Below are 20,176 nucleotides of genomic sequence, written 5' to 3'. Positions count from 1 at the left end.
TGGGGCCGTGTCCGACATTGTGAGAGTCCTACTGCTCGGCAGCACCGGTTCCATCGGGACCCAAGCGCTCGAGGTGATCGCGGCCAATCCCGATAAGTTCGAGGTGGTCGGCTTGGCCGCCCGCGGTGGCAACACCGAGTTGCTTGCCGCGCAGATGGCTGCGACCGGCACTCGCAATGTCGCTGTCGCCGACCCGACCGCGGCACAGCAGCTCGACCTCGCCCTCGGTGGTCCGGGTGCGGTGACCGAGCTGGTGCGTCGCACCGAGGCCGATGTGGTGCTCAACGCATTGGTCGGCTCGCTCGGCCTGGAGCCGACCCTCGCCACGTTGCAGTCGGGCACCAGGCTCGCGTTGGCGAACAAGGAGTCGCTGGTTGCTGGTGGCTCGCTGGTGACGCGTGCGGCGGCCCCCGGCCAGATCGTTCCGGTCGATTCGGAGCATTCGGCGCTCGCGCAGTGCCTGCGCGGAGGTCGGGCCGACGAGGTCGACCGCCTGATCTTGACCGCGTCGGGCGGTCCGTTCCGCGGCTGGACCGCCGAAATGCTCGAATCGGTGAACCCCGCCGAGGCGAAGGCGCATCCGACCTGGTCGATGGGTTTGATGAACACGTTGAATTCGGCGTCGCTGGTGAACAAGGGTCTGGAACTGATCGAAACCCATCTGCTGTTCGGCATTGCCTACGACCGCATCGACGTCACTGTGCATCCGCAGTCGATCGTGCACTCCATGGTCACCTTCACCGACGGCTCCACCCTGGCGCAGGCCAGCCCGCCGGACATGAAGCTGCCCATCGCACTGGCGCTCGGCTGGCCGGATCGGGTGCCCGGCGCCGCCGCGGCCTGCGATTTCAGCACCGCATCGACGTGGGAATTCGAGCCGGTCGACAACGCGGTGTTCCCTGCTGTGGAACTGGCCAGGCAGGCGGGCATGGCGGGCGGCAGCGTCACGGCGGTCTACAACGCGGCCAATGAGGTTGCGGTGCAAGCCTTCCTGGACGGCGCCATTCGCTTCCCCGACATCGTGCGCACCGTTGCGCGCGCGGTCGACGCGGCGCAACAGTGGCGCGCCGAACCCGAAACGCTGCACGAGGTGCTGGCTGCCGACACCTGGGCGCGGGACTATGCCAGGGCGCTCGTCCACGCCTGACCGACACACTTCCAGGCAATCGCCGACGCGCTCCGCGCCGAGCGGTCCGGCAGGCGGGCCGACGCCCGACAACTCGGGATGCGCAGGCAGGTCGGTGCATCCGCAATGGGCGCAGGTTCGACGGGATCGGGCGCGCCGCGTTACGGCGGCCTGGCAGACTGAGCCGTGAGGGTCGGTCGAGGTCCGGTTACTGTTGTCGGAGTGCTCGCGACCACCACCGGACGCGTGCGTGCGGTACTCGCGGCTGCGGTCGCATTTCATCGAGGCGAGCTGCGCAATGCAGGAGGGCTGTAAACCACATGGTGTTCGCGTTGGGGTTCGTGCTGTTCGCCCTCTGCATCACGATATCGGTCGCGTTGCACGAATGCGGGCACATGTGGGCCGCGCAAGCGACCGGCATGAAGGTGCGTCGCTACTTTGTCGGCTTCGGCCCGAAGATCTTCTCCTTCCGGCGCGGTGAGACCGAGTACGGCCTCAAGGCGCTGCCGCTGGGTGGTTTCTGCGATATCGCGGGCATGACCGCGCTGGATGAGCTGGCGCCGGAGGATCTCGACCGGGCGATGTACCGGCAGGCCACCTGGAAGCGCCTGGTGGTGATGTCCGGCGGCATTGCGATGAACTTCCTGCTCGGCTTCATCCTGGTGGTCATCCTCGCTATCGGCTGGGGTCTGCCGCGCTTCGATCAGCCGCCCGCCACCACCATCGGCAAGATGAGCTGCGTCGCGCAGCAGAATGTGGACGGCACGCTGCAGGCGTGCAGCGGCGCCGGCCCGGCACAGCAGGCCGGCCTGCAGACCGGAGATGTGGTGACCGCGGTCAACGGGGTGAAGGTAAAGACCTGGCCGGAGTTCCAGGCCGAAACCCAGAAGCAGAACGGACCGTTCGCCTACACCGTCGAACGTGACGGGCAGACTCTCACCATTCCGGTCAACCCGGAGCGGGTGACGCGCTATCCGGCCGATGGCGGGCCCGGACGTGAGGTGAGCGCGGTCGGCGTCGGCTCCGAGTACTACGAACCCGTGAAATACAATGTGCTGGCTGCGATTCCGGCCGCAGGTGCATTCACCGGCGACATGTTCGTGCGCACGCTCCAGTCGCTGGCTCAGATGCCGCAGAAGGTGACGGCGCTGTGGACCGCGGTGACCGGCGGCGAGCGTGACCCGGAAACCCCGGTCAGCGTCTACGGTGCGAGCAAGATCGGCGGCGAGACCGCCGAGCGTGGGCTCTGGAACCTGTTCATTCTGGTCTTGGCCAGTCTGAATTTCTTCCTCGGCGCATTCAACATCGTGCCGCTGCTGCCGCTGGACGGCGGGCATATCGCCGTCGTGCTGTATGAGAAGCTTCGCAATTCCATCCGCGGCCTGAAGGGCCTCGCGCCCGGTGCCCCTGTCGACTACATGAAGCTGCTACCGGTGACCTACGTCGCAGTGGTGATCGGCGGTGCGTACATGGTGCTCACCCTGGTCGCCGACATCATCAACCCCATCAAGTTGTTCCCCTGACGTCGACACCGCCGACCCACTTCAGCTGTTCGCCCTGACGCGGTACCCTGTCGCGGGGACCGGGGGACAGCAACATGTCATGGTCGTCACAGGGTCAGCGGCTGCCGCGCGACTAAGCTCGGTAGGCGAACGGCTCACCAGAACGCACGAAAGTAGGCAGCCGGAAGTGACCAGCACAATCGGATTGGGGATGCCGACCGCACCTGCGGCCGTCCTCGCGCCACGTCGCAAGACCCGCCAGTTGGTGGTTGGCGGCGTCGGAGTCGGCAGCGATCATCCGATCTCGGTGCAGTCGATGACCACCACCAAGACCCACGACATCAACGCGACCCTGCAGCAGATCGCGGAACTGACCGCCTCGGGGTGCGACATCGTGCGTGTGGCTTGTCCCCGCCAGGAGGATGCCGACGCGCTCGCCACCATCGCGCGCAAGAGCCAGATCCCGGTCATCGCCGACATCCACTTCCAGCCGCGCTACATCTTCGCTGCGATAGACGCGGGCTGTGCGGCGGTGCGTGTCAACCCCGGCAACATCAAAGAGTTCGACGGTCGCGTCGGCGAGGTCGCGAAAGCCGCAGGCGCCGCGGGCATTCCGATTCGCATCGGGGTGAACGCCGGTTCGCTGGACAAGCGGATGCTGGAGAAGTACGGCAAGGCGACCCCGGAGGCGCTCGTCGAGTCGGCGCTGTGGGAAGCGAGCCTGTTCGAGGAGCACGGCTTCGGCGATATCAAGATCTCGGTCAAGCACAACGACCCGGTGATCATGGTCGAGGCATACCGGCAGCTCGCCGCGCAGTCCGACTACCCGTTGCACCTCGGTGTGACCGAAGCAGGCCCGGCATTCCAGGGCACGATCAAGTCGGCGGTGGCGTTCGGTGCACTGCTGGCCGACGGCATCGGTGACACGATCCGGGTGTCGCTGTCCGCACCGCCCGCGGAAGAGGTCAAGGTCGGCGGGCAGATCCTGCAGTCGCTGAACCTGCGCCCGCGCAAGCTGGAGATCGTGTCGTGCCCGTCCTGCGGCCGCGCCCAAGTGGATGTGTACACCCTGGCCAACGAGGTGACCGCCGGGCTGGAGGGCATGGAAGTGCCGCTGCGCGTCGCAGTGATGGGCTGTGTGGTGAACGGTCCCGGTGAGGCCCGTGAAGCCGACCTCGGCGTCGCATCCGGCAACGGCAAGGGCCAGATCTTCGTCAAGGGTGAGGTCATCAAGACGGTGCCGGAGGCATTGATCGTGGAGACGCTGATCGAGGAGGCCATGCGCTTGGCCGAGCAGATGGGCGAGGACGCGGGTGCGGGGGAACCGGTCGTCACGGTCGGCTAGGTGTTGCTATTCGGCATCGGCATACCACATCTGCCCGATTCGTGGCAGGCTGTCATTCGTGCGGAGTCTGCTGGAGCCGACGCGACGGGCGAAATTTGCCCCCGCGCGTCAGCTCGCGAACCGGGATCTGGCACAGGTCCTGAGAGTGCTCGATACCGATCCGGTCGCCTCGTGCATGGTCGCCGCGCGGTTGCAGGAGTTCGGTCTGGAAACCGGTAGCGGGCTGGGCGAGCTATGGAGTCGTGGCGGCCCGTCGGAGTCGCTGTGCTTCTCCGGTGCGAACATGGTGCCGCTGCGTGGCGATCAGGACGCGTTGCGCGCCTTCGCCGATCGGGCAGTGCGCTGGCCACGCGTGTGCTCCTCGGTGGTCGGGCGTCGAGAGCTGGCGCTGCCGCTGTGGGAGATGCTCGCCTCGCATTGGGGACCGGAGCGGGAGGTGCGTGGTGAGCAGCCGCTGCTCGCACTCGGCCAGCCCGCGATCGCGACCGCTGACCTCGAGGTCCGCCGGGTCCGGCCCGACGAATTGGACCGCTATCTCAACGCGGCCATCGCCATGTTCATCGAGGAGGTCGGCGTCGACCCGCGTGCGGGCGATGGCGGTCGTGGCTACCGTCGCCGGATCGCGAGTCTGATCAGCTCCGGTCGGGCGTGGGCGCGGTTCGAGGACGGCGAGGTCGTCTTCAAGGCCGAGGTCGGCTCGCTGTCTCGGCGCACCGGCCAGATCCAGGGCGTATGGGTGCATCCAGAACGCCGCGGCGCGGGGCTCGGCACCGGCGGCACGGCAACGGTCGCCAATGCGGTGGTCGCCTCCGGACGGACCGCAAGCCTGTACGTGAACGACTACAACAACATTGCCCGCCGGGCCTACAGCCGGGTCGGCTTCCGCCAGATCGCTACCTTCGCCACAGTGCTGCTCGATTGAACTTCGGCCGAACGTCGGTGCGCCACAGGCGTTTGCTCGCAATTGGCTATTACCATCGGTGCCGATGTCGACTCGCATGCTCATCCCGCTGGCCGTCGCGGTGCTCGCCGCTGCGGGAACCGGCTGTTCGGCGCGCCCGCAGGGGCCGGTCCCCGCGGCCGATGCTTTCGTCTCGGCTTTCTCGAGCCGCGACCTCGACACGGCGGCACAGCTCACCAGCCAACCCGAGAAGGCAACCGCCGCACTGAGTTCCGCATGGGATCAGCTCCAAGCCGCGCAGTTGATCGCGCACACCGGCGCGGCCAGGGTTACCGGCGACACCGCGACTGTCGACTACACCTACGAGTGGCTGCTGCCCAAGAACCGGACCTGGCGCTACACCGGCCAGCTGCAGATGGGGCGCAGCGACGGGCGCTGGATGGTGCGCTGGACTTCCTCGGATATCCATCCGAAGCTCGGCAACACCCAGACCATGGCCCTGCGTGCCAACCCCGCGCCCCGCGCCAGGGTCAACGAGCAGTCCGGCAGCGACGTGCTGGTGCCCGGCAAAGTCTCCCGTGTCCTGTTCACCGCGACTGCCAGCTCTGACCAGGACTTCGTGGCGACGTCACTGGCCACGGCGCTGCATCGGTTCGACGAGCGGCTCACCCCGGCGGCCATCCTGGGTGCGGCGAGATCCACCAACGGCGCCTATACCGTTGCGCTGTTGAGCGAGAACGAATTCGACGAGGTGAGCGCGGACCTCATCGGATTGCCCGGTGTGACGGTGACCCAGCAATGGGACATGGTCGCCATCGACCGGAATTTCGCGCCGGATCTGCTCGCGCAGGTGCGCAAGACGGTGATCGCCGAGGTGGACGGCAAGGCGGGGTGGAGCGTCGTCACGATGAACGCCAACGGTGCCGACACCGATGTGCTCACCGAGGTGGCCTCGCAGCCGGCGCCGTCGTTCTCGCTGAGCGTGGACCGGTTCGTGCAGAATGCCGCGCAGCGCGCGGTGGATGCGCGCACCGAGCAGACCATGATGGTGGTGCTGCGCCCCTCCACCGGCGCGATTCTCGCGGTCGCGCAGAACAAGGCCGCTGACCAGGACGGCCCGGTCGCGACCATGGGGCAGTATCCGCCCGGCTCGGTTTTCAAGACGGTCACCGCGGCCGCCGCAATGTCGAGTGGAAAGGCCACGCCGGACACACTGCTGCCCTGTCCGAGCCGAATTGTGGTCGGGGAGCGCACGATTCCCAACTACAACCTGTTCACTCTCGGTGAGGTGCCGATGGCGACCGCGTACGAGCGTTCCTGCAACACCTCGTTCGCGAAGGTGGCCAGCGAGCTGCCGGGTGACGCACTGCACACGACGGCCGCGAAACTGGGCGTCGGACCCGGCTATACGATCGCCGGGCTGCCGACCACCTCGGGTTCGGTGCCGCTGTCGGACGACCTGATCCAGCGCAGCGAGGACGGAATCGGCCAGGGCAAGGTGGTGGTGAGCCCGTTCGGGATGGCGGTGATGGCAGCGACGATCGCGCACGGGTCGGCGCCGGTGCCGTACTTGATCGCCGGTCGCACCACCACGATCGAGGGCGAACGCCCGGCCATCGCACCCGAGGTGATCGACGGGTTGCGGACGATGATGCGCAAGGTGGTCACCGGCGGCACCGCCGAACGGATCGCCGACCAGGGCGAGGTGTTCGGCAAGACGGGAGAGGCCGAGGTCGACGGTGGGTCGCACTCGTGGTTCGTCGGCTACCGAGGCGATATAGCCTTCGCCACGTTACTGGTCAGGGGCGGCAGCTCCGACCATGCGGTAGCGGTCACCCGCGATATGTTCACGGTGCTGCCCGCGGGGTACTGACACTCGTTGGCCGACACCGATAGCTGTGGCCCGGCCCCACATCAGGGGCTTGATATGTGCCGGAGCTCACATTTATCGAGGTGGTTTCGGGGTCCTGCGGTCGGGCATCTCGTACTGGATCATGGTGGATCCGATCCTGATCACATCGCCGTCGGAGAGGGCGGTGTCGGCGCCGATCGGGGAACCGTTCAGGTAAACCCCGTTGGCCGAATCCCGGTCCCTGATGAACATGCCGTCCGGCCTGGCCAGGATGCGTGCGTGCTTGCGGCTGACCCACGAGTCGTCGAGCACGATGTCGTTGTCCGGATCGCGGCCGATGCGCAGCCCCGCTGCCGGGACGGCGATCGGCTCGTCGTCCCCGACCCGCAGCCACGCCTGGCGGCGGAGATCGGGCAGGTCCCGGGTCGTCGCGCCAGGCGACGAGGGGAGCGTCGGCGGCGTCTGCTGGCTGCGGACCGCATCCTCCAGTGCGACCGTTTTCGGGTCGGGGTCGATACCCTGCTGGTCGGCGAGATTGCGGCGAATGCGCAGACAAGCGGCCAGCGCGTCGGCCTGGCGCCCGCTGCGGTACAGCGCGGTGATCAATAGCCGCCATAGTCGTTCGTTCACGGCGTGTTCGGCGGTCAGGGCGGCCAGCTCGCCCAGGATCGCGCCCTCACGCCCGCAACCGATGTCGGCGTCGAGGCGGTCGGCCATCGCATTCAGTCTGCGCTCGTCCATATCGGTGGCGAAATTGTCGGCGAAGCGCAGCACACGCAGTCCGGCGACGGCTTCGCCGCTCCATTCCGACAGCGCGCGTGCGAAACACTGCGCCGCGGTCTCCAGGTCGCCGGTGCTGAGGGCCAGTGTCCCTTGGTTGCGCGCGCGTTCGAATCGGCCGACATCACACTGGTCTTCGCTGATGTCGAGTAGGTATCCGTCGCCGACCGTGCGCAAGACGGTGCGGTCGTCCACCCCGGCTCCGCGCAGTATGGTGCGCAGATTCGACACGTAGGCATAGAGGCCATCGACCGACCGGCTCGGTGGACCTTCGTCCCAAATTCCCTTGGCCAGAGTTGTTTTCGCCACGGCCTTGCGCCGATTGATGACCAGCATTGCGAGCAGGGCGCGGAGTTTGGCGCCGCGTAGCGCAATCGCGCGACCGTCGACGAGCAGGCGCACCGGTCCGAGCACCCGTAGATCGAGTGTCACTCGTCCGATACCCGCAGCCGCCACGTTCTCGCCTCCGAATCACTCAGTGCGCGGAGCTGTTCGCACGCATCGAGCGCCGTGCGATCGGTCCCAGCATACGCATTGACCCGGAAACGGTCCTTGTGCATCCGAAATCTGTTGTGTGCCAATCATGTTAAGTATTGAAGCGGGCAGCATTCCGTGATCGACCCGCGGCCGCATGCCACCCGGAACCGGACCGCGCCTCAGGCCCGGTGCAGCGTTGCGGCCAGGTGGTGCTGGAAGTCTTGGCCGACGGCGGCCATCCGCAGCGTGTAGTCGATGGTGTCACCGGACAGCCGGATCGAGCGGCCGAGCGCGGTCACGAGTTTCGCGGTGCTGCTACGGCCGATGCTCGTCGAGTCCAGTTCTATGTGTACCTCGCCGTCGGTGACCGACAGCGCGCCCTCGCAGATTTCGGTGATGCCGGTCGGGTGGGCGAGGATCAACTCCACCCGGTCCGGTTGCGGACAGCGCAGATAACCGGTTTCGGCGTGCATCGGCCTGCTGCCGTCGGCGGAGCGGGTGCGTTGGCGATAGGTGAGGAATGGCCGGCCGAGATGGCCGAATTTGATTTCCTCCACATAGTCGAACGGCTCGATGGTCGGATATTCACCGTGCCCCGGTCCGCGCCATGTGCCGAGCAGCGGGGCCAATGGTGCGATATCGGGATGAGGGGCGACGGGGGTTTGGGGTTCGACCACGGCGGACAGCCTAAACCTGCGAATGGCGGGGTGTTCCGATACTCCCCAAATTCCGTCAGGCTAAGGTTAGCATCGCCTAATCGCCAAGAGGGTGGCGTGCGGCTGAAAGGACAACAAGTTGAACAGACGCTGGAGTGAATTGCGCCGAAACGGTGCGTGGCGATCGCGGACCCGTGAAGGTCTGTTGCGCGTATCCGTACTCGGCGCCGCGCTGGTCGTCGCGGCCGCATGCTCGGATTCGAAGTCGAACGACGAAGTGCCTGCCCTCGATGGCAATGACTACACGCAGACGAACCTCGCCGCCAACAACGCCGAGTACAAGGCCGAGTTCACCTTCTCCGACATGGTGAACGCGTGGGGGCTTGCCGACCGCCCGAAGGGCGCGGGCGGTCACTTCTGGGTCGGTGGCGGCGGTAAATCGTTCCAGTTCGTCGGCGATGTGACCGCATCCTCGGACCCCAAAGTGCAGAAGCTGTTCCAGGATCCGCTGAAGATCGTCACCATTCCCGGCGCCGATTCCGACACTTCCGACAACAGCATCGGCAAGACCACCGGTGTCGTCTTCAACGGCGCACCGATCACCTCCGACCTGTTCGTCGTGCGTGACCAGCCGGTCGAGGTGGACGGCGCACCGCAGTTGCTGACCGGTTCGTCGCGGTTCATCTTCGCCACCGACTCCGGCAAGATCGCGGCCTGGACCGAACTCGGCGCGGAGGGCCAGATCATCCGAGCCGATGGCCCGGCCAACCTGATGTTCGACGGCCAGCCGCAGGGCATGCAGTTCTTCGGCATCGCGCTCACACCCTCCGGTGACAAGCTGCTCGCCGCCGACTTCGGCGCCGACCCGCAGGTGCGCACGTTCGACCAGAACTGGCAGCTGATCCCGACCGCAGGTTTCGCCAACCCGTTCGCCACCGGCGACCAGATCAACTCGGCCGCCCCCGACCAGGGCAAGAAGGCCAAGCCGGGCGACCCGGCCCCGTTCAATGTAACCACCGTCGGCAAGCGGGTGTTCGTCTCCTACGCCGCCACCAAGCCCGACGAGCAGGACGCGACCAAGTTCGATGCGGGCGAAGAGGATTCGCTCGACAAGGATCAGGAGAAGGCCGCCAAGGGCAAGCCGGGCAAGGGTAAGGTCGCCGAGTTCGACGAGACCGGCAAGCTGGTCCGCATCCTCGACGACGGCAGCCGCCTCAACGCCCCGTGGGCTGTCACCGTGGCCCCCGCGGACTTCGGCCCGCTCAGCGGTAAGCTCCTCGTCGGCAATTTCGGCGGCGCGGGCCACGTCCTCGCCTACGACGACACCACCGGCAAGTTCGTCGACTACCTGCGCGACGCCACCGGCAAGCCCGTCGAAATCGAGGGTCTGTGGGCCCTGATGTTCGGCAACGGCGAAAGCCTCGGTGATGCCAACTCCCTGTACTTCACGGCAGGCCCCGACGACGAAAAAGACGGCCTCTTCGGCAAACTCCGCCTGAAGTAGCCCACTACAAGGCGGCTCCCGACCATCGACGGGAGCCGCCTTTGTCGTACCTGGGCCACCCGCTCCACGCTTCGGCGAACTGGACGCGGCGACGGGAGTTACTCAATGTTTGCCACTGGGTGTTCAGTTCGGTACGGGTACCGGTGATGGGAGGATGATCGGGGGGCGTGTGGTCGGGAGGTGCGGGTTAGGCGTTGCGGCCGAGTTTCCCGGCGTTGGCGTGGTTCGGTGACGACAGGAGGCCGTGATGGGATTTCTGGACAATGATCGGATGCTCCCCGGTCGGGATCGGCTGATCGCAGCGTGCCGTGGGCTGCCGCATGACGACCATCCGATGTTGGGACGCGGCCGGAGAGTTGGTTCAGCTACACGAGATTCGTGAGCGGACGCCGGTGTCCGAGATGGACAAGCTCGAGCGGCGGCGGCCGAAGTTGGTGCGGTCGATCGATCTGTGGGTGACGTTGGCGAGGCCGCCGCTCAGCGGTTGCGGCCGAACAGCCGGAAAGACCGATTCTTTCGCTGTGGCAGCGTGGCGTACACCATTGTCATATCCGCGAACACCTCTGCGTCACGTTCGCGTTCGGTGCCGAAGTCGCTGTGGCCGAGGATATGCCGGATCGATACCGGCGACAGCGAGGGCAGTAGCGTGGCCAGGGTCGGTGGCAGCGGGGTTGTGGGATCGGAGTCGTCCTTGCCGTGCCCGAACAGCATGTGCCCCACCTCGTGCAGGATGATGTGATCGGTATCGCGCTGCGAGGTGTCGGCGTCGTAAACGATGATGTCGTCGTGCTTGCGTGCGACCCACAGTCCGCTGCCACGGCAGCCGGTCTCCGCGAGTATCCCGGCCGGTACGGGGTGTAGCGAGATCGAACGGCCGCGGTGTGCGGCGACACTCGCCAGATAGGCGGACAGGTTCCACGGGCTGGGGAGGGGCACGGTCCGGGCAGCGTCACGGAATCGGGCTTCCATGCTGGTCATCGCGGCTCACATTACCGATACCCTGGTCGGTCGTCATCTTACGATTTCGGACAGACCCGTCGTGATCGACTCGAACGTCACACAATTCGATCGTCGTCGGGCCTCGGCGCGCCCTCGGCCGGGAGCTCGGTGTGCAGGCGCCGGATCGCAAAGTGGTTGAGCGCCCACAGTCCGACGCCGATGGCGAGCAGTACGCCAGCGATCGTGTACTGCTGCGGGTTGCGGTCGGTCCACGGGGTGACCAGGAATCCGCAGGCCACCGCGCCGATGACCGGCAGCACGGTGGGCGTGTGGAAATGCTTGTGCGACACAGTGTCTCGGCGCAACACCAGCACCGCCACATTGACAACCGTGAAGACGGCGAGCAGCAACAGCGCTGTGGTGCCCCCGAGTTCGGGCACCTCGCCGACGAACGCGATCAGCCCGAGGGCGAGCACGGTGGTGAAAGCAATGGCGATGTAGGGCGTTCGCCGCCGTTGGTGCACGCGGCCGAGCGGAGGCGGTAGCACACCTTGGCGGGCCATCCCGTAGAGCAGTCGGCTGGCCATCAACATATTGATCAGCGCCGAATTGGCAACCGCGAACATTGTGATGAACGCGAAGATATCGGTGGGGAAGCCGGGCGCGCCCATCTCGACGACCTTCAGCAGCGGAGTATCGCCCGCGCCGAGTTGGTCGGTGGGGACCAGCGCGACCGCCGTGATCGAGACCAGCACGTAGATCGTCCCGGTGATGATCAGACCGCTGAGCAGGACCTTTGGAAAGATGCGGCTCGGTTCCTTGCACTCCTCGGCCATATTGACCGAGTCCTCGAAGCCGACCATCGCGTAGAAGGCCAGCGTAGTGGCCACGATGACGCCGCCCAGTGCGGTGCGGTTGCCCGTCTCGAACTCGGTGATGCGCCCGAAGTCGCCGTTGCCGAACCCGAGGGCCCACAGTCCGATGCCGATGACGATCAGCAGTCCGGTCAGTTCGACGCAGGTGAGCAGGACGTTCAGTTTCACGCTCTCGCTCACGCCACGCAGATTGATGGCCGCGACCACGGCCATGAAAGCCAGCGCGATCAGGGTGATGCCGATACCGGTGCCGAGGTCGAGTTCGAAGGCTTCGGCGAAGTTTGCGGCGAAGGCGCGCGAGGCGGTGGCGGCCGAGGTGATTCCGGAACTCATCACGGTGAACGCGACCATGAAGGTGAGAAACTGGATGCCGAAGGCCTTGTGGGTATAGAGCGCGGCGCCCGCGGCGTGCGGATACTTGGTGACCAGCTCCAAGTAGCTCATGCCGGTCAGGAGCGCGATCAGGAAGGCGACGAGGAATGGCACCCACACCACGCCGCCGACCTCGTTCGCGACTTTGCCGGTGAGCGCGTAGATCCCGGTGCCGAGGATGTCTCCGACGACGAACAACAGCAGCAATCCCGGTCCCATCACCCGCTTCAGACTGGGTTCCTGTGTCGTACCGGATTGGGCGTCGGTGCTGGCCATGTCTGATATGTACCCGTTGGGCCGGCAAATTAGTCGGCGGTTATGCGTCGTGTTGGCCGTCGCGAGGCGCGAGTGTCACGCACGATGGAAGTGTGCAGATGAGCAGCGATCGGCTGGTCGGCGCGCCGCGACCGCATACCGCACCGGTAGCGCAGTGGTGGGTGCTGACTCGGCGGGTGATCAGGCCCTTGTGGCGCAACGGTGAACTGTTCACCGCGGTGCTGGCGCCGACGCTGTTCACCCTCGGCTTCTACACGCCGCTGAATCTGGTGATGTCCGTCTACGGCCACGGGCTGAGCAGTTATGCACAGTTCCTGATGCCGATGATCGTGATGCAGGCGGCCGCCTTCTGTGCGATCTCGGCCGCCTTCCGCTCGGCCACCGACGCCGAGGACGGCCTCGATGAGCGGTTCGGGTCGATGCCGATGCCCGTGGTGACGCCGCTGGCGGCGCGGGTCACCGCGGCGCTGTATCGGGCGTTGATCGCTTTGTCGGCGGCGTTGGTCTCCGGACATGTCATCGGGTTCAGATTCTATGGAGGCTGGTGGCACACACTGGGTTTCCTCGGCTACGCGTTGTTGATCTCCTTGGCGCTGTGTCTCGGCGCCGACCTGCTCGGCAGCCTCGTCAGGAGCCCGGAGGCGACCGCCCAGGCGCTGATCCTCCCGCAGCTGATCCTCGGCATGGTGTCGACGGGCTTTGCGCCCGCCTACCAATTCCCGGCCTGGATACAGGGTTTCGCGCGTAACCAGCCGGTGTCGCAGTTCGTCAACGGGTTGCGCGCGCTGGCGAGTGACTCGACACCCAATGCGGGCGCGGTGGACTGGTCGACGCTCGGGCCGCCGCTGGCGTGGGCGCTCGGTCTTGCCGTGGTGTTCGGTGGTGCGGCCACGATCGTGGCGATGCGGAGGTCGGTATGACCACCGCGCCGACGCAGGTGGTGGCCTTGACGGAGGTGGCAGGCGCCACCGAGACCTGGCGACTGTTTCTGCCGCAGACGATGATTCAGACCAAACGGCTGCTGATGCGATGGCGGCGAGATCCGCTGACCGTCGTCCAGTCACTTGTCTTCCCCGCGCTGTTGCTGATCATGCTCAACACTGTTCTCGGTCGTCAGATTTCGTCGTTCGCCGGCTCCAGTGCGCTGTACGGATCGGTGCCGATGGTCGCGCTGGTCGGTGTGATGTCGGGGTCGGTGGCCGGCGCCATCACCCTCGGCAGGGAACGAGACCAAGGACTGCTGGCCCGGTTCTGGGTGCTGCCGGTGCACCGCGCCTCGGGGCTTGCGGCACGGATCGTGGCCGAGGGCGTGCGCATCCTGTCGTGCACGCTGGTGTTGTTCGCGGTCGGTGTGGCGCTGGGGTTCCGGTTCGAGCGCGGGGTGGCGGCCGGTTTCGCGCTGTTCGGTGTACCGATGCTGTTCGGGCTCGCGTTCGCGACGGTGGTTACCGCCGTAGCGGTGTTCAGTGCGAAAGCCGCCCTGGTGGAGGCGGTTTCGCTGGGATCATCGCTCATGATGTTCTTCTGCACCGGGTTCGTGCCGCTGACCGCCTATCCGGCGTGGGCGCAACCGATCGTCGAGCACCAACCGATGACCTACGCCATCGATGCGATGCGCGGACTGTCGCTCGGCGGCCCCGTGCGCACGCCGTTACTGGCGACCATTGCCTGGTCGGTCGGCGCGATCGTGGTGTTCGCGATCCCGGCCGCGCTCGGGTACCGGCGCGCCAGCCGCGCTTAGCACCGCAACGACACTCGGGTGAGTGGGGGCCGCGGCGCCGGTAGTGCGATTCGAACAAACGGAACATATGTTCTCTATACTGGTCGCATGCCACGTCTCACACCAGGCTATCGCGATGCGCGTCGGCGTCAGATCATCGATGCTGCCAGACGCTGTTTCACGCGTTCGGGATTCCAGGCCACGTCGATGCAGGACATCTTCACTGAATCCGGGTTGTCCGCTGGCGCGGTATACGGCTACTTCACCAGCAAGGAAGCCTTGGTTGCCGCGATCATCGAGGAGGTCGTCGCCGAGATCACCGCCGGATTCGACGACATACTGAACAACGAGGCCCTCCCGCCGCTTCCAGAGGTTCTGGAACGACTGTTCACGGCGTTGGACAAACAGGACACCCGGCGAGAGTTCGCGGCCTTGGTGGTGCAGGTGTGGGCAGAGGCAGTGCGCAATCCGATACTCGGCGCGACGCTCGCCGGAAGCTATCGCACGATGCGTGAGAAGTTCGTTCGACTGGTCAAGCGGTTTCAGCAGGAGGGGCAGCTCGATCCGGCGGCGAAACCTGGCGACGTCGCGCGCGTGCTCACCACATTCGGTCCCGCCTTCCTGTTTCAGCAGGCACTGCTGGACGGCGTCGGCGCGAAGGCATTCAGCAGGGGAGTGCACCCGCTGCTACTCGCCCCGCAAACCGTGGGATCACGGCGCGGAGACGAGTAGGCAGTCGGTGTGTTCGGCCGGGCGGCGAGGACCCCGAGACCGCTTACGCCGATTCGTCACGAAGTCGGGCCGTGATCAGCCAGCCCCTACCCGTACCATCACGTTCGGGTTCGAACGCGGGAGGCACCGGCCGCTTGTAGGACCGGGAGAGCGTCCGGATGTCGCGTATGAAAGGTTCCCAACCGTGTTCGCCGAACCAGGTGCCGAGATCGCCGGCGGGTCCACCGCGCCACAGTCGAACCAGCTCGTCCGAGATGGCTGCCCGCGCCTCGCGCAGCAGCGGTGAGTCCTCGGCGTGGTCGGCCGCCAGTTCGCTGCCGGGAGCCGACAGTTCGGTGATGCGTGCCAGCAGTAGGTCGGCAGCATCGGCCGGCAGAGCGTACAGGATGCCTTCGGCCAGCCATATCGTCGGCACGTCCACCTGAAAACCGGCCTCTCGCAATACCTTCGGCCAGTCCTCTCGAAGGTCGGCCGCCACCTCCATGTGCGGGCATCGCGACACCGCACCACTGCCGACAAGCGCGTCGCGTTTGAAGGCAAACACCGCGCCGAAGTCGATCTCGAACAACCGCGTATCACTGGGCCAGTCCAGCCGATACGGGCGGGTGTCCATACCTGAGGCGAGCAACACCACCTGCACACACACATCGCCGGCAGCGTCGAGCAGTACCTCGTCGAAAAAACGAGTCCGTACCGCCACCTGCCCCGCCATCAGCTCAACAAGACTCATCCCGCCGGCCGGCGCCGCCGGACTCGTGGTCCAGCCGTGACCGGCCGCGTCGAGAAAACACTGCGCGTACGGATCCTGGAACAACCGATCCGAGCGCTCGTGCTCCATTGCCCGCAGTGCGGCCACTGCCAGTGATGTCGCCCCGATGCCTCGCAATGCCGCCGCTCCCCGTCGCCCGTGCGTCATATCCACCACTCCTTCTAGCAAAACGATTGGTGATTCTGTTTACATCGTTGTCTTCGATGTGTCTGCTGTCAAACAGAATCATCATTCTGATTGATGGCGGCGGATGATCCGCTTGCGCCATACGCCTACCGTCATCGCGGTCACGCCGAGATCGGCAGCCAACCGCTCATGCGCCCAGGTTCGGTGCGTACGAGCACAATCCCCGCACGCACCGCTACTCGCTACGGCATCGGCAGCGGCCATGGCCTCTCCGCGTTCACCGTGTTGGTGATGTGGGAGACGGCCTTTGGGTGCCGGCATCCCCTGGATCCCGTCGGGGATCCAACCGGCGGCACGGCAGGCGCTCATCGACACCGTGGGGTACGTAGGCAACATAAAACGAACCGTCGTTCTTGACAGAGAGTCATCACGCTGCCACTGTTGACTTAGCAAAAAGAACAGTGATTCGGTTTATGGAGAGGGTTCCAATGACTGTCATGCGGCGCGCGGTCGCGGTGGGTCTGGCCGCCACCGTGCTTCAGGGAGTGATGCTGATCGCCTTCGCCTGGCCCGCTTCCAACCTCGAGCCACGGGACGTACCTGTCGCCGTCGCCGGCCCGCAGGCCGCCGCTGTCGCCGCCCACCTGAGCCGGCGCCATCCCGATGCGTTCGAGATCGTTACCGTCGCCGATGCGGCAGAGGCTCGCCAGGCGATTGCCGACCGCGGAGTGTACGGCGCGATCGTCACCGGCGCGCCGAGCGGTGACGGTGGGCCGCATGTGCTGATCGCGTCGGCAGCGAGTCCGTCGGTCGCACAGCAACTGACTCGTATCGCCCAGCAGCTATCGGGGGCATCGGCCGCATCGGTCGAGGACGTGGTGGGCACCGATCCCGATGATCCGAACGGTGGCGGCTTCGCGGCCATGACCCTGCCGCTGGTTGTTTCCAGCCTGGCGGTCGGATATCTGCTCGCGCTTGTCGTTCCGTGGATGCGAGCGCGCCTGGTGGGGCTGGCGACCTATGCGGTAGCGGCGGGATTGTCGAGTACGGCGATCGTCGCAGGTTGGCTGTCGCTACTGCCCGGCCCGTACTTCGTTCTCGCAGCAGTGATCGGGCTGATCTCGTTCGCCGTGTCCGCCACTATCGTCGCGTTCGGCGCCGTGGCCGGGCGGGTCGGCCTGGGCATCGCCGGCCTGACCTTTCTGTTGCTGGGCAACCCTCTCTCGGCGGCGTCGACGGGCCCGGAGATGCTTCCGCGGCCGTGGGGCGCGCTGGGCCAGTTGCTTCCACCGGGCGCCGGTGCGTCCTTGTTGCGCTCGGCGGCGTTCTTCGGCAGCGCCGGTGCGGCAGGGCCGATAGCGATCCTGCTGGCCTGGGCAGTCACAGCGTCAACGGTCCTCGCCCTCGGCACTTTTCGCACCCGTCGGTTCGCGTCGACGCCCGCAACCGAACCGGTCTCGGTCGCCTGAGCTGTGCTGTCTGTCTCGCCGCACCTCAACTCGGCTCGGGATTACCCGGCGAAGGATGTGAAGGCGGATGTGCGCTGCTCTCGAGAGCGACTCGATCTCGCCAGTACTGCAACGGCACTCGGGTGAGTGAGTGGCCGCGGCGTCGGTAGTGCGATAGCCGGGCTGGGTGTCGTCGCGGCGTCGCCACCTCGCCAGGACCAGATGTGGTCGGCGAGGTGGTGTCGGGTCAGGACGAACCCGATCGGCAGTCGGAGGATCTCCGGCAGTGTGAGCGCGATAGTGCCGTCATCGAGTGTGCTGGTTCCCCTTTTGTAGCAACGGTTTTCGAGGTTTTGAGCCAGGCCGGGGCGAATCCGACTTCGCCACAACACGATCCAGCACCACACAACAGCTCTACCAGCACCGACTCACACAGGTGCCGTTGCAGTATCAGCGCATGCGCGCCGCGGCCTCGTTGATGAGGGCGATAGAGTCGCGCGGGCTCAGGGCCATGGCGCGCAACTGGTCGAAGATCACGCCGAAGCGGCGGATTTCGGTGTGACCCTCGATCAGCTCGTCGCCCGCGATGCCTTCCACGTACACCAGCTCCGGGTCGGCCGGGTTGGGGAAGTCCAGCAGCGTGAAGGATCCGGCCATGCCGGGGTGCGCGCCCGCTCCGAACGGCAGAATCTGCAAGATCACGTTCTTCTTCTTGATCTCCTCGAGCAGTCGCATGAGCTGGCCGTTCATGACCTCGGGTCCACCGACCATCCGGCGGATCGCGGCTTCGTCGAGGACTACCCATAGTTCGAGCGGATCGGTCTTGGTCAGTACCGCGGCCCGGTCCAGCCTGGCCCTGGCGCGGCGTTCCAATGCCGATGCCTCCAGCTTCGGCATGGAGGTATCGATGACCGCGATGGCGTATTGCTCGGTCTGCAAAAGCCCTGGGATGAACGAGGTTTGGTAGTGCCTGGCCGAGAGCGCCTCGGATTCGAAGTTGATGTAGGCGGCGTACACGTCGGTCAGGCTGGCCTCGTACGGCCGCGACATGCCGGGCTTGAGCGCGTCCGACAGCAACTCCAGCGCGTCCTCGCGCTGGAGTTCGGTGACGCCGTACAGGTCGAGCATCGCCATCAGCGTGCGTCGCTGCGGGCGAGCTTGAGCGGTCTCGATGCGGTACAGCGTGGTGATGTTGATCCCGGTCTTGCTGCTGACTTCCTCTTTGCTGAGACCGGACTGTTCGCGCATATCGAACAGCAGCACCGAGAGTCGGCGCAGTCCCGCGGTCAGGACCGTCCGCTTGCCTGCCATGACATCTACCCTTTCGCCGGGCGTCCTACTCGGAACGCACTACTGCGTTCGCACATTGGTAAGAGTCCACCCAGTCCAGCAGATCCACACCGAGAGTGTGGTCATTTCGGCTGAGCTTACCGCCACCGATCCTGCTAGTCGTGTGCCGACAGTTCCAGGCTGGCAGGTATTGCCGCGAACGCGCCGTGCAGACGCTCGATGAGGGTCTTACGCCCGCCTTCCCCGTCGTTGCGGACCCAGTCCCTGCCCGCGACGCTCCATGCGGAGGTGGTCAGCTCGGCGAGGATGTGGAGTCGCAGGTCATCGGAGTCCAGTTCGAGTTTGCTTGCCAGGCAGTCGATTACCTCCTGCTGGACGCCGGTGCGGTAGTACTCCACATAGGCGAGCAGGCCGGGCGCGGTCCGGACCAGCCGCCGAGTGGCGATATAGCGACGGTCCCATTCCGGCTCGAGCGTGGTGGCCGCCTCGGTCAGCGCATCACGCAGATCGCTGATGAGGAGGCCTGACAACTCGCGATCCGCCAGTGTCGCAAGGTAATTCGACCAGATCTCGGTTTCCGCCTCGATCGCCACCGCTTCTTTGGCAGGAAAAGCGCGGAAGAACGTGCTGCGCGACACTTCGGCCTCGTCGACCAATTCCTCCAATGTGGTTGCGTCGAAACCTTTGTCGGTGAACAACCGCAGCGCTGCGTCGGCGAGCGCGCGGCGGGTGCGTAGTCGCTTGCGCTCGCGAAGAGGCAGTGCGCGGTCGCCAGTCGTGGTCATGCTCGAATGCTACCGCAGTTGGTTCTCCTGCACGAAACAAACTGAGTTCCATATAGGGCTTGCGCACGAATGGAACTCAGTGTCAGAATGGCGTCGCAAGGAGGAACCACCCGATCAAGGAGCTCGACATGACCACAACCACACTGACCCCGTCGATCATCGGCCAGGTCGAGAAGCACCACACAGCGATCCTGAACCGTGTGCTGGCAGGCACCACGCTCGACGAGGAGCGGTGGATCACTCTGAATCAGGCGGCGGCCGCGGGTGCTCCCGTCGAGCGGGCCGCGCACATTGTCCGCATCGCCGGTATGACGCAGTGGATGCCTGCCGCGGTCGCGGCGGCATTGAACGCACTGGTCGAGACGGGACTTGTCGCCGAATTGCCCGATGCGCGGGTCGAGGTCACCGAGGCGGGGCGCGCACTGGTCGCCAAGGTGCGCGCCGAATCCGGTGCGATCGTCTCCCGTGCCTATGGTGTCGTTTCGGCCGAGGATCTGGCCACCGCGGCCCGTGTGCTGACCACCATCACCAGTCGGCTCTCGGAAGAATTGGCTCCCGCCTGAAGGAATCCTTACGGCTCGGTGGGTCCGCGGGATCCACCGGGCCGTTCATGGCGACATCGACCCGCCTGTATTCGGTCCACCAGCGCCGCTGTGAACGTCGCGGCGCTGAGCAACGCCTCGCTGCCTACGAGCAAACCT

Annotated in this window: 18 protein-coding genes; 11 read left to right on the top strand and 7 right to left on the bottom strand. The window is 65.9% G+C overall.

What is annotated here, in order from left to right:
• Window positions 1-7 precede the first annotated feature (7 nt).
• From dxr to OHQ90_RS32165, 5 genes are all read left to right on the top strand, one after another.
• Window positions 8-1,147 carry a 1-deoxy-D-xylulose-5-phosphate reductoisomerase gene (gene dxr, locus OHQ90_RS32185; RefSeq protein ID WP_328403928.1) on the top strand — a complete coding sequence of 380 codons (1,140 nt, stop codon included), beginning with the start codon at window positions 8-10 and terminating at the stop codon, window positions 1,145-1,147.
• Window positions 1,148-1,446: 299 nt separating this feature from the next.
• Complete coding sequence (locus OHQ90_RS32180; protein ID WP_328403926.1) at window positions 1,447-2,649, top strand: M50 family metallopeptidase; 1,203 nt, start codon at window positions 1,447-1,449, stop codon at window positions 2,647-2,649.
• 166 nt (window positions 2,650-2,815) lie between these two features.
• Window positions 2,816-3,973 carry a flavodoxin-dependent (E)-4-hydroxy-3-methylbut-2-enyl-diphosphate synthase gene (gene ispG / locus OHQ90_RS32175; protein ID WP_328403924.1) on the top strand — a complete coding sequence of 386 codons (1,158 nt, stop codon included), beginning with the start codon at window positions 2,816-2,818 and terminating at the stop codon, window positions 3,971-3,973.
• A gap of 58 nt (window positions 3,974-4,031) precedes the next feature.
• A complete protein-coding gene (locus OHQ90_RS32170; protein ID WP_328403922.1) occupies window positions 4,032-4,895 on the top strand; it encodes a GNAT family N-acetyltransferase in 864 nt (287 codons plus the stop codon).
• Window positions 4,896-4,959: 64 nt separating this feature from the next.
• Window positions 4,960-6,747 (top strand): penicillin-binding transpeptidase domain-containing protein, encoded by a 1,788-nt coding sequence (locus tag OHQ90_RS32165; protein WP_328403920.1) that lies wholly within the window; start codon window positions 4,960-4,962, stop codon window positions 6,745-6,747.
• Window positions 6,748-6,819: 72 nt separating this feature from the next.
• Here OHQ90_RS32165 and OHQ90_RS32160 read toward each other — a convergent pair whose 3' ends face one another.
• Together OHQ90_RS32160 and OHQ90_RS32155 are read right to left on the bottom strand one after the other, a co-directional pair.
• Entirely contained in the window at window positions 6,820-7,938 is a 1,119-nt protein-coding gene (locus tag OHQ90_RS32160; RefSeq protein WP_328403918.1) for a BTAD domain-containing putative transcriptional regulator, read from the bottom strand.
• A gap of 224 nt (window positions 7,939-8,162) precedes the next feature.
• Window positions 8,163-8,660, bottom strand: coding sequence for a peroxynitrite isomerase (locus OHQ90_RS32155; RefSeq protein WP_328403916.1), 498 nt, complete (start codon window positions 8,658-8,660; stop codon window positions 8,163-8,165).
• 181 nt (window positions 8,661-8,841) lie between these two features.
• On the opposite strand from OHQ90_RS32155, the gene OHQ90_RS32150 reads away from it, so the two are divergent.
• Window positions 8,842-10,143 carry a TIGR03118 family protein gene (locus tag OHQ90_RS32150; RefSeq protein ID WP_442941513.1) on the top strand — a complete coding sequence of 434 codons (1,302 nt, stop codon included), beginning with the start codon at window positions 8,842-8,844 and terminating at the stop codon, window positions 10,141-10,143.
• A 477-nt stretch (window positions 10,144-10,620) separates the two neighbouring features.
• On the opposite strand, the gene OHQ90_RS32145 is transcribed toward OHQ90_RS32150, so the two are convergent.
• Window positions 10,621-11,121, bottom strand: coding sequence for a hypothetical protein (locus tag OHQ90_RS32145; RefSeq protein ID WP_328403914.1), 501 nt, complete (start codon window positions 11,119-11,121; stop codon window positions 10,621-10,623).
• Between the two features lie 77 nt (window positions 11,122-11,198).
• Window positions 11,199-12,605 (bottom strand): APC family permease, encoded by a 1,407-nt coding sequence (locus OHQ90_RS32140; protein WP_328403912.1) that lies wholly within the window; start codon window positions 12,603-12,605, stop codon window positions 11,199-11,201.
• Between the two features lie 98 nt (window positions 12,606-12,703).
• Between OHQ90_RS32140 and OHQ90_RS32135 the strand changes: the two genes are divergently transcribed.
• From OHQ90_RS32135 to OHQ90_RS32125, 3 genes are all read left to right on the top strand, one after another.
• The gene (locus OHQ90_RS32135) at window positions 12,704-13,525 is read left to right on the top strand and encodes an ABC transporter permease (protein ID WP_328403910.1); all 822 of its coding nucleotides are present in this window, start codon (window positions 12,704-12,706) and stop codon (window positions 13,523-13,525) included.
• The gene (locus OHQ90_RS32130) at window positions 13,522-14,346 is read left to right on the top strand and encodes an ABC transporter permease (protein WP_328403908.1); all 825 of its coding nucleotides are present in this window, start codon (window positions 13,522-13,524) and stop codon (window positions 14,344-14,346) included. The genes OHQ90_RS32135 and OHQ90_RS32130 overlap by 4 nt, the downstream gene beginning before the upstream one ends.
• A gap of 87 nt (window positions 14,347-14,433) precedes the next feature.
• Entirely contained in the window at window positions 14,434-15,057 is a 624-nt protein-coding gene (locus OHQ90_RS32125; protein WP_328403906.1) for a TetR/AcrR family transcriptional regulator, read from the top strand.
• Window positions 15,058-15,100: 43 nt separating this feature from the next.
• Here the strand turns inward: OHQ90_RS32125 and OHQ90_RS32120 are convergent, their stop codons facing one another.
• The gene (locus OHQ90_RS32120; RefSeq protein ID WP_328403904.1) at window positions 15,101-15,973 is read right to left on the bottom strand and encodes an SAM-dependent methyltransferase; all 873 of its coding nucleotides are present in this window, start codon (window positions 15,971-15,973) and stop codon (window positions 15,101-15,103) included.
• Between the two features lie 467 nt (window positions 15,974-16,440).
• On the opposite strand from OHQ90_RS32120, the gene OHQ90_RS32115 reads away from it, so the two are divergent.
• Window positions 16,441-17,421, top strand: a complete 981-nt coding sequence (locus tag OHQ90_RS32115; protein WP_328403902.1) for a hypothetical protein — start codon at window positions 16,441-16,443, stop codon at window positions 17,419-17,421.
• A gap of 429 nt (window positions 17,422-17,850) precedes the next feature.
• Here the strand turns inward: OHQ90_RS32115 and OHQ90_RS32110 are convergent, their stop codons facing one another.
• Both OHQ90_RS32110 and OHQ90_RS32105 read right to left on the bottom strand, forming a co-directional pair.
• Window positions 17,851-18,711, bottom strand: a complete 861-nt coding sequence (locus OHQ90_RS32110) for a helix-turn-helix domain-containing protein (RefSeq protein WP_328403900.1) — start codon at window positions 18,709-18,711, stop codon at window positions 17,851-17,853.
• A 134-nt stretch (window positions 18,712-18,845) separates the two neighbouring features.
• The gene (locus tag OHQ90_RS32105) at window positions 18,846-19,475 is read right to left on the bottom strand and encodes a TetR family transcriptional regulator (RefSeq protein WP_328403898.1); all 630 of its coding nucleotides are present in this window, start codon (window positions 19,473-19,475) and stop codon (window positions 18,846-18,848) included.
• Window positions 19,476-19,603: 128 nt separating this feature from the next.
• On the opposite strand from OHQ90_RS32105, the gene OHQ90_RS32100 reads away from it, so the two are divergent.
• Window positions 19,604-20,038, top strand: a complete 435-nt coding sequence (locus OHQ90_RS32100) for a hypothetical protein (RefSeq protein ID WP_328403896.1) — start codon at window positions 19,604-19,606, stop codon at window positions 20,036-20,038.
• The last annotated feature ends 138 nt before the right edge of the window (window positions 20,039-20,176 follow it).

The organism is Nocardia sp. NBC_00403 (genome assembly GCF_036046055.1).
In the GTDB taxonomy this organism is placed as follows: domain Bacteria; phylum Actinomycetota; class Actinomycetes; order Mycobacteriales; family Mycobacteriaceae; genus Nocardia.
This window is presented reverse-complemented; position numbering and strand designations above follow the sequence as displayed.